The following is a 525-nucleotide window of genomic DNA, read 5'->3' as shown; positions in this document are numbered from 1 at the left end:
CGCGCACGCCGTGGAGGACGCGGTGCTCCCCGACGCCGACCAGTGCTCCGTGGCCCAGCTGCGGCAACGGGTCGAGCGGGAGATCCGGCTGGCCGACCCCCAGGGCGCCGCCGGACGCCACGACCGCGCCCGGTGCACCCGGAAGGTCTCCCACCCCCGGCCCCAGCCCGACGGCATGGCCTCCATGTGGCTGGTGCTCGACGCCGCGGACGCCATCCGCGTCGACGGGGTCCTGACCCACGCCGCCAAGACCGCCAAGGCCCTCGGTGACGGACGCACCCTGGACCAGCTGCGCGCCGACGGGCTACGGGACCTGGTCGTGGGCGACGTCCCGGAGTCCGACGGGCCCGCGTTCGAGGTCCACCTGACCCCGGGCCCACCGCAGCCGCCGCAACCCAAGCGATCGTGGAACGGGGCGACGTTCACCGACCGGGACGGCCCGGTCCTCGCACCCCCGGTCGAGCCGACCCCGATCGCCACCCTCGTCCCGCTCGGCGAGGCCACCACGCACCCCGCGCCCGGCCA

At 76.8% G+C, this 525-nt stretch carries 1 protein-coding gene; it reads left to right on the top strand.

Annotated features, from left to right (window positions below; translation table 11 throughout):
• On the top strand, nucleotides 1-525 hold a 525-nt coding region (locus MHY85_RS21180), incomplete at both ends, for a DUF222 domain-containing protein (protein WP_239200471.1).

Source organism: Cellulomonas sp. ACRRI (assembly GCF_022346185.1).
Lineage (GTDB): Bacteria > Actinomycetota > Actinomycetes > Actinomycetales > Cellulomonadaceae > Cellulomonas.
Note: the sequence above shows the minus strand (reverse complement) of the source record. Positions and strands in the feature narration are given on the sequence as shown.